At 67.4% G+C, this 8,100-nt stretch carries 5 protein-coding genes; 2 read left to right on the top strand and 3 right to left on the bottom strand.

All coding sequences use genetic code 11. The features are described from left to right. Window positions 1–2,359 (bottom strand): AAA family ATPase (locus tag U9978_RS12995; protein ID WP_322761359.1); only part of this gene is annotated, 2,359 nt, incomplete at its 3' end. Window positions 2,360–2,458: 99 nt separating this feature from the next. After that, window positions 2,459–3,007, bottom strand: a complete 549-nt coding sequence (locus U9978_RS12990) for a MarR family winged helix-turn-helix transcriptional regulator (RefSeq protein ID WP_322761358.1) — start codon at window positions 3,005–3,007, stop codon at window positions 2,459–2,461. Between the two features lie 117 nt (window positions 3,008–3,124). Between U9978_RS12990 and U9978_RS12985 the strand changes: the two genes are divergently transcribed. Together U9978_RS12985 and U9978_RS12980 are read left to right on the top strand one after the other, a co-directional pair. After that, complete coding sequence (locus U9978_RS12985; RefSeq protein ID WP_322761357.1) at window positions 3,125–4,648, top strand: DHA2 family efflux MFS transporter permease subunit; 1,524 nt, start codon at window positions 3,125–3,127, stop codon at window positions 4,646–4,648. Between the two features lie 964 nt (window positions 4,649–5,612). Continuing rightward, window positions 5,613–7,523, top strand: a complete 1,911-nt coding sequence (locus tag U9978_RS12980; protein WP_322761356.1) for an acyl-CoA dehydrogenase — start codon at window positions 5,613–5,615, stop codon at window positions 7,521–7,523. A 163-nt stretch (window positions 7,524–7,686) separates the two neighbouring features. Here the strand turns inward: U9978_RS12980 and U9978_RS12975 are convergent, their stop codons facing one another. Continuing rightward, window positions 7,687–7,923 carry a hypothetical protein gene (locus U9978_RS12975; RefSeq protein ID WP_322750716.1) on the bottom strand — a complete coding sequence of 79 codons (237 nt, stop codon included), beginning with the start codon at window positions 7,921–7,923 and terminating at the stop codon, window positions 7,687–7,689. Window positions 7,924–8,100: the final 177 nt, after the last annotated feature.

The following is an 8,100-nucleotide window of genomic DNA, read 5'->3' as shown; positions in this document are numbered from 1 at the left end:
CCTGACCGCGGCAGGCGAGCGCGGCACCGACCTCGTCCCCGTCCCGAATGAAGATCGGTAGTGCCCGGGTGGCCTCACCGAGGGTCTCGGCGACCAGCCCCTCCGGGCTTGTCGTGAACATGAGTCGCAGGTGGGCGAGGCGCGCGTGCGCCCGCAGACCGGCGTCGCCGATCCGGGCGGCCCGGTCGGTGGCTTGGCGCAGCATGCGTTCGGCGTCGCTGAAGCGGCCGAACGAGTGCAGCGCCCAGCCAAGGTCGATCTCGGCGCGGATGCGTAGTGGATCGGTGACAGGAAGAAGTTTGATCGCCCGCTTGAGGAGGCCCGCCGCGCCTGTCTCGTCGCCTTGGCGGACCCGGTCGGCGGCTTCGATCAGGCAGGTCGCGGCGTGGCGTCCCAGCTCCGCGGTCTCGGCGTCGCGCAGCCCGAGCTCGACCCGGTACCGGTATGCCTGCTCCAGGTGATAGCCGACCAGCTCGTCGTGCTCGCCGGGACGCCCGATCATCCGGGCCTGCAGCCAGGCGGCGAATCCCTGGTGCAGCTCGGCACGCTGGCGCTTGGACGTGGCCTGGTAGGCGCAGTCGCGCAGCAGGACGTGCAGGAACCGGAAGGCGTCCACGCCGGGCAGGTCTGAGCGGTCGGCATGGACCAGTTCCTTGCGTACCAGCGACTGGCAGTGGGCGGCCACGCCGGCCCGGTCGGCCGGGGCGGACAGTTCAACCACGGCGTCGAGGTAGAACCGCTGACCGACCACGGCAGCGCGTTCCAGCACCCGCCGTTCATGCATGTTGAGCCGGTCGAGGCGGGCGGCGAGCAGCGCGGAGATCGTGGGTGGAACCTGGACCGAGCCGAGGTTGCCGGTCGCGATCCACCGGTCGCCCTCCCGGCGCAGCAGCCCGTCGTCGACGAGGGCCGCAAGCGTCTGCTCGACGAACAGCGGGTTCCCCGCGGCCGAGTCGGTGATTCTCGACACCAGCGCCGGGTCGAGGTCGTTGGAGCCCATCAACGTGCGGATCAGTCGCTGGCAACGTTCCTCGCTCAGCGGCTGCAACAACATCGACGTGGCGTTGAGCTTGCCTCCGCCCCAGGTCCGGCGCTCTTCCAGCAGCTCGGGCCTGGCCAGGCACAACAGCAGGATCGGCGCCTCCCGGGACCAGTCGGCGACATGCTCGATCAGGTCCAGCAGGGTCGGCTCGGCCCAGTGCACGTCATCGAACCAGATGATCAGCGGACGCTTCTCGGCGAGCGCGGCCAGGAACGTGCGGACCGCCCAGAAGCTCTCCTGCGCACCGACCTCGGCGCCGCCCAGGCCGATCAGCGGCGCCAGCCCGTCCACCACGGCGGCGGCGTCGCCGATGACGTTGTCGACCCCGTCCAGCAGCTCGCGCAGGCGGCGCCGGCCCTCGGGCGCGCTCTCGTCCGCGGACATGCCGGTCGCCTGGCGGACCATCTCCATCAGCGGCCAGTAGGTGATGCCCTCGCCGTAGGACAGGCAGCGTCCGGTGAGCACCGTCGCCCGCGGCGCCATCGCCTCACAGAACTCCCCGACCATCCGGGATTTCCCGATGCCGGCGGGACCGAGCAGGGTGAACAGGTGGCAGGTGCGCTCCTCGATCACCTGTTCGAGGACGTCGTCCAGGCGACGGCGTTCCCGGTCCCGGCCGATCACCGGTGCGGCGAAGCCGTCCGGGGCGAACCGCGCACCGGGGCCGATGCCGGGGTGCGCCAGGCCGAGCAGGCGGTGGGCCCGCAGCGGGGCCTTCTTGCCCTGGACGACCAGGGGTCCGACCGGTTCGCTCCGCACATCCGAACGGATCATCCGCAGGGTGGTGTCGGCGATGAGGATCTCGTCGGGGTCGGCGGCTTCCTCCAGCCGGGACGCGATGTTGACCGCGTCCCCGGTCACGCCGCCGCCGGTGCCCGGCCCGCCGACGGTGACCTCGCCGGTGTTGATGCCGATGCGGATCCGGAACCGGAATCCCCAGTCCCGTTGCAGATCGGCGTTGAGCGCGGCCATGCTGGCGCGGATCTCGAAGGCCGCGCGGGCGGCGCGCAACGCGTCGTCCTCGTGCAGCACAGGGATGCCGAAGACGGCGAACACGGCGTCCCCGATGAACTTCTCGACGGTGCCCCCGTGGGCCGAGATCACTTCGCGGGCGGCGCTGAAGAACCGCCACATGACCTGCTGCAACGGTTCAGAGTCGAGCTGTTCGCCGATAGCGGTGTAGCCGGTGACGTCGCAGAACATGATCGTGACAGTTTTGCGGGCGCCGATCCCGAACGTGGGCAGCGGCGTACCGCAGGAGAAGCAGAAGCGTGCTTCTTCCGGGTTGGCCTTTCCGCATGTCGGGCAGGCGACCATGTGCCGGATCGTAGGCCGCGGGGATGCCAGACGGGACGCTGATACACGTGTCAGTCGTTTCGGATGATCGTGATCTGTCCCACAACCCCGGGCCGGGGATCAGCTACAACCTTGTCCGGCGAGGGCTTCCGGCGGGCCGTCCGGCCCGGTCCGGCCTGCGAACGTCCCGGGGTTCGCAGTGGTGCCGGGGTTCGCGGTGCTGCCGGGGCTGGCGGCGGTGTCCTCGATGGCGTCGAGCACCGATCGCAGTAGCCGAAGGAACTCCTCGCGCTGGGCCGTGGACAGATGTCTGGTCATGGCACTGACCGCCGCGGTCCGGTGTCGGTCCGCGGCGGCCAGCCGGGCGCGACCGGCGTCGGTGAGGGCCACGAGCAGGGCGCGCCGGTCGGTCGGATGCGCAGTGCGGATGGCCAGCCCCTCGCCTTCGAGCCAGTCCACCGTCTCGGTCATGGTCCGGGCGGTGACGTCCGTCGCGTCCGCGATGTCGCGCAAGCGGGAAGGCCCGCACCGCTCGATGAGTTGCAGAACCTTGAAGCGGGCGAGGGTGAGCCCGGCCGTGACCTGCAGGGTGTCGTTCACGCGATGACGCAGTCGGTGGCTGACTGCCAGCAGTGTATCGATGATCTCATCGCCGGTGCGTGGCTTCATTATTCTGCAATCTCTATTTTGAGGGACATGGATAGTGAGGTAGCCTCATAAAGTAACATCCGGTCGACTGAGACTGCCATCTGTCATGGTTGGTTACCTATCGTTAGGGAGATGCCTATGAGTCCCGTCCGGAGCCCTGCTCGGATGCGGCGTGCGGCGCCCGCGTTCGACCAGCGCGTCGCGGCCGCGGTCGTCTTCGCCGCGACGATGTTCATCAGCATCATGGACGTCACGATCGTCAATGTGGCCCTGCCCTCGATCGCCCGTGACTTCGGCGCTTCGACCGGTTCGATCGAGCTGGTGGTGATCGGCTACCTGGTCAGCCTTGCCGTTTTCATCCCCGCGTCGGGGTGGCTGGGTGACCGGTTCGGGACCAAACGGGTCTTCCTGGCGGCGCTGGCGGCGTTCACGGCCGCGTCCGTCCTGTGTGGCGCTGCCACCAGCCTTGATGCCCTGGTGGGGTTCCGGGTGTTGCAGGGAGTCGGCGGCGGCATCCTGATGCCGGTCGGGACGACCATGCTGTTCCGGGCCTTCCCGCCCGAGCAGCGGGTTCGGGCCGCACGTGTGGTCATCGTTCCCACTGTGATCGCGCCGGCGGCCGGTCCGGTGCTCGGCGGGATCCTCACCGACCACCTCTCGTGGCACTGGGTGTTTCTGGTGAACCTACCGGTCGGGTTGGCCGTGTTCGTGTTCGGCCTGGTCTTCCTGGCTGAACACCGTGAGCCCGCCGCTGCCGGCCGCTTCGACCTGGCCGGGTTCGTGCTCGCGGCGACGGGATTCGCCCTGATCCTCTATGCGCTCAGCAGCGGACCGAGCAGCGGTTGGACATCGGCCAAGGTGGGCGTCGCCGGATCCGTCGGTCTTGCCGCGACTGCCCTGATGGTCATCTGGGAGCGTCGTCGCGACCGTCCGCTGCTCGCGTTGCGACTGCTCGGCGAGCGGCTGTTCCGGTCGACCAACCTTACGATGATGTTCGCGACGATGGCCTTCCTCGGCACGCTCTACCTGATCCCGCTGTTCCTGCAGGACGCCCGTGGGGCGAACGCGACCACGGCCGGTCTGGCGTTGTTCCCGGAGGCGCTGGGGGTGCTGGCCGGGTCCCAGCTAGCCGGGCGCGGCTACCCGCGAATGGGGCCGCGGCGGCTGATGGTGTTCGGGCCGCTCCTGGTGGCAGCCACGCTGACGTTGATCTCGCGGATGGACCTGGCGACGTCGATGTGGCTGATCCGGGTCATGATGTTCTTCGTCGGCGCTGGAATGGGATTCATCTTTCTTTCCGCCCAGACGGCCGCGTTCGCCCGTATTTCGCCGGTGGACACCGGTCAGGCGTCCACCCTGTTCAACATGCAGCGACAGCTCGCGTCGGCGCTCGGTGTCGCGGTGGTGACAACGGCGTTGACCCTGTTCGCACCGGCCGGCGCGAAAACCACGGCCGCGGCTGCGGGAAATGTCGCGGCGTACCACGGCGCGTTTCTGGTGGCGGCTGGCCTCGCCGTCGTTGCGACGGTGTTCGCATTGACGGTGCGTGACTCGGATGCGGCTAACACCATGCGTCCACGCACTCCTGACGGGCCTACCGCGGCAGGGACCGACGATCGGACCGACGACAAGGCCGACGGCGGGATCCCGGTGGCCGCCTGAGGCCATGTTTCACCGGCCCCGCCACGCCGCGTCCCCTATTGTCGGTCGCTCTAAAACATGTTTTGTCATCACTGGTTTCTCTTTTCGTTCCAGCAGCCTAAACCAGGTGCTCGCGGACCGAGTCGCTCCGCGTTTCGGCGGTCCTACCTAAGCTGGTTGGTGTGGCGGCTGGACATCGAGGAGGCGACACCGCGAGCGGCGCGGTTCGCGCGGCGCTCGGGCTGTTGGCCGCACTGCTGGTCGGGTGTGGCTCCACCGCCGCCGGCACGGAGGCACGGACACAGTCCCAGCCGTCCACACAGTCCCAGCCGTCGGTACCGTCCCAGCCGTCCACACAGTCGCCGGCACCCACCGCTGCGCCTTCGACCGGTCAGGATGATCCGTCGCAGCCTGGGGGTGGTCCGGCGGAGCAGGTGCGCGCTGTGTTCGTTGGAGAACCATGTGTTCCAGACGTTGATTCTGCGCCGCGTCAGGCCGTCAACGGACTGTTTCTCTACTGCGGGCAGACGGATGCGGGCCAGTCGCGGTGGGGCGTGAGGAGTCCGCCGCCGCGGCAGCCGGTCGTCCCGGTGCCGGGTACCGAGTGCAATGCCGCCGCGGACGGTGACGGGGTTGTTCAGGACGCGAACGGGCGCCCGATCGCCTGCCTGCGTGATCATGATGGCAGCTTCCGTTGGAGCGATGTCTCCTAGATCCACGCCCCTCTTGCTGGTCGCTCTTAACGTCAGCACTCCTGGTGATCGGGTCGGACAGCAGGCATCCGGATGCTGTGTGCGGTACGAACCATGATCAAATATAACTGAGTGTAACTATTTTGGTGCCATATGGCCAGTTGTCTCGTTGTCCTGGTATTTGTTCTCAGGATGGTTACTGGCGGGTAGCATGGGTATTAGTTACTGGCCAGTAGGAGTAAGCCGGTTCTCTCGGTGACAACCGACGCCGGCACTTCCCCGGGGAGAGCGCCATGGGGCACTACAAGAGCAACCTCCGCGACATCGAGTTCAACCTGTTCGAGGTGCTGGGTGTGGACCGGACGCTGGGACACGGTCCGTTCGCGGAGATGGATCGCCAGACGGCCCATGACGTGCTCGTCGAGGTCGACAGGTTGGCCACCGGTCCGCTTGCCGAGTCGTTCTCGGAGGCTGATCGCAATCCGCCGGTGTTCGACCCGGAGACCGGCACCGTCACCTTGCCGGCGGCATTCAAGAAGTCCTACGCCGACCTCATGGACGGCGAGTGGTGGCGGCTGTTCGTACCGTCACACCTGGGTGGTCTGGGTGCACCTCCGTCGGTCATCTGGGCCGCATCGGAGCTGATCCTGGGGTCCAACCCGGCCGTGTTCATGTACATGAGCGGTCCCACCTTTGCCGGGATTCTCGACCGGCTCGGCAATGCCGCGCAGAAGGATTTCGCCCGTCAGGCGATCGAGCGACAGTGGGGCGCGACGATGGTGCTCACCGAACCCGACGCGGGTTCGGATGTGGGGGCGGGCCGCACCCGGGCGGTGGCGCAGGCTGACGGCACCTGGCATATCGAGGGCGTGAAACGTTTCATCACCTCGGGTGACTGGGACGTTCCGGAGAACATCTTCCACCTGACCCTTGCCCGGCCGGAGGGAAACGGCCCCGGCACCAAGGGCCTGTCCATGTTCCTGGTCCCGAAGTTCCTGGTGGACCCGGCGACCGGTGAACCCGGCGAGCGAAACGGCGTCTACGTCACCGGCGTCGAGAAGAAGATGGGCCTGAAGGTCTCCACCACCTGCGAACTGCGGTTCGGCGAGAAGAACCCGGCGGTCGGCTGGCTCGTCGGCGATGTCCACGACGGCATCGCCCAGATGTTCGAGATCATCGAATATGCCCGGATGATGGTGGGTACCAAGGCCATCGCGACGCTGTCCACCGGCTATCTCAATGCTCTGCAGTTCGCGCGGACCCGGGTTCAGGGCGCTGATCTGACCCGGTCGACGGACAAGGCCGCGCCCCGCATCACGATCATCCATCACCCGGACGTCCGGCGGATGCTCATGGTGCAGAAGGCGTATGCCGAAGGCATGCGCGCGCTCGTCCTGTACACCGCCACCGTTCAGGACAGGGTCGCCGCGGCGAACGTCGCGGGCACGGTGGACGATCTCGCCGAACGGCTTAACGACCTGCTGCTGCCGATCGTCAAGGGCGTCGGCTCCGAGCGATCTTATGAGCTGCTGGCGACGTCCCTGCAGGTTTTCGGCGGCTCCGGCTACCTGCAGGACTACCCGATCGAGCAGTACATCCGTGATGCCAAGATCGACACCTTGTACGAGGGCACCACGTCCATCCAGGGGCAGGACTTCTTTTTCCGTAAGATCGTACGCGATCACAGCAAGGCGCTCACCGCGCTGTTCGCCGAGATCCAGACCTTCGCCAAGGACGGTGCGGGGGACGGTTCGCTCCGCCGGGAACGGGAGATCCTGAGCGTCGCGCTGGAAAACGTGACATCCATGGTCGGTGTGCTGGTCGGGTTCTTCACCGACGCCGCGGCGGATACCCGGCAGGTGTACAAGGTGGGTCTGAACACCACCCGACTTCTGATGAGTGTCGGCGACCTCGTCATCGGCTGGTTGCTGCTGCGCCAGGCCGAGGTCGCGACGGACGCGCTAGCGGGCCGAAGGGCGCGCGACGATCGTCAGATCGCGCGCCCGGAGGCCGCAGTCCTCGGAGCATTCACGGGATCGGCGCCGGACAGGGCCGTGCCAGCCAGGGACCGGGCATTCTATGAGGGCAAGGTGGCCACGGCCCGTTGGTTTGTCGCGAACGTGCTGCCCGAGCTGTCAGCCCGACTCGGCGTTCTGCAGGCAACCGACCTTGAGCTGATGGACCTGCCCGAGGATGCGTTCTGACGCTGCGCGGCACCTGACGCCCGTCAGATCCGGAGCGGGTGGCCGCCGGGCGCGCGAGCTGGAGTTACGATCGCGCGCCCGGCGGTCTACCGGCATCTGGCGCGTCAGGAAGACGTACCAGGTGTTGTGGTAAGGCGGGGTGATCCTCGAACCACCGGTCGTCTCATGATGTGCGCAGCGGCGGGAAAGCCTGGTCCAGCTCATTGCGCATATCCCGCTTGAGCAGGTCGTCGGCCTCGGACGTGCCCTGCCCCTCCAGGAGGAACCTCGCTACCCGCAGGGTCAGATCGACCCGTTCAGCGAGGTTGAGAGCGCCGTTGAAACGGCCGCTGGAGCCTGCGGAGGTCAGGACCTTGGCGACGAATTCGTCGGCGGCCTGTAGTGCCTCCACGCGCGTCATGCGTTTCACCCCTTTGTACGGAAGCTGTGCCGGAAGCCGTAAGCAAGGCGCAACCGTACCAGGCGAGCTCCTTCCTCCGTTGTCCGCCCCATCCCGTACTCTTTGCCCCGGTTGAGGTTCCAGGTTGGTCCGTTGTGTCCGGTCTTGCCTGCTCCTGTGCGTTGCTCGCCGCGCCCT

Source organism: Protofrankia sp. Cr2, from assembly GCF_963555885.1.
GTDB lineage: Bacteria > Actinomycetota > Actinomycetes > Frankiales > Frankiaceae > Protofrankia.
The sequence above is the reverse complement of the archived record's forward strand: the minus strand, read 5'-3'. Positions and strand labels throughout refer to the sequence as shown.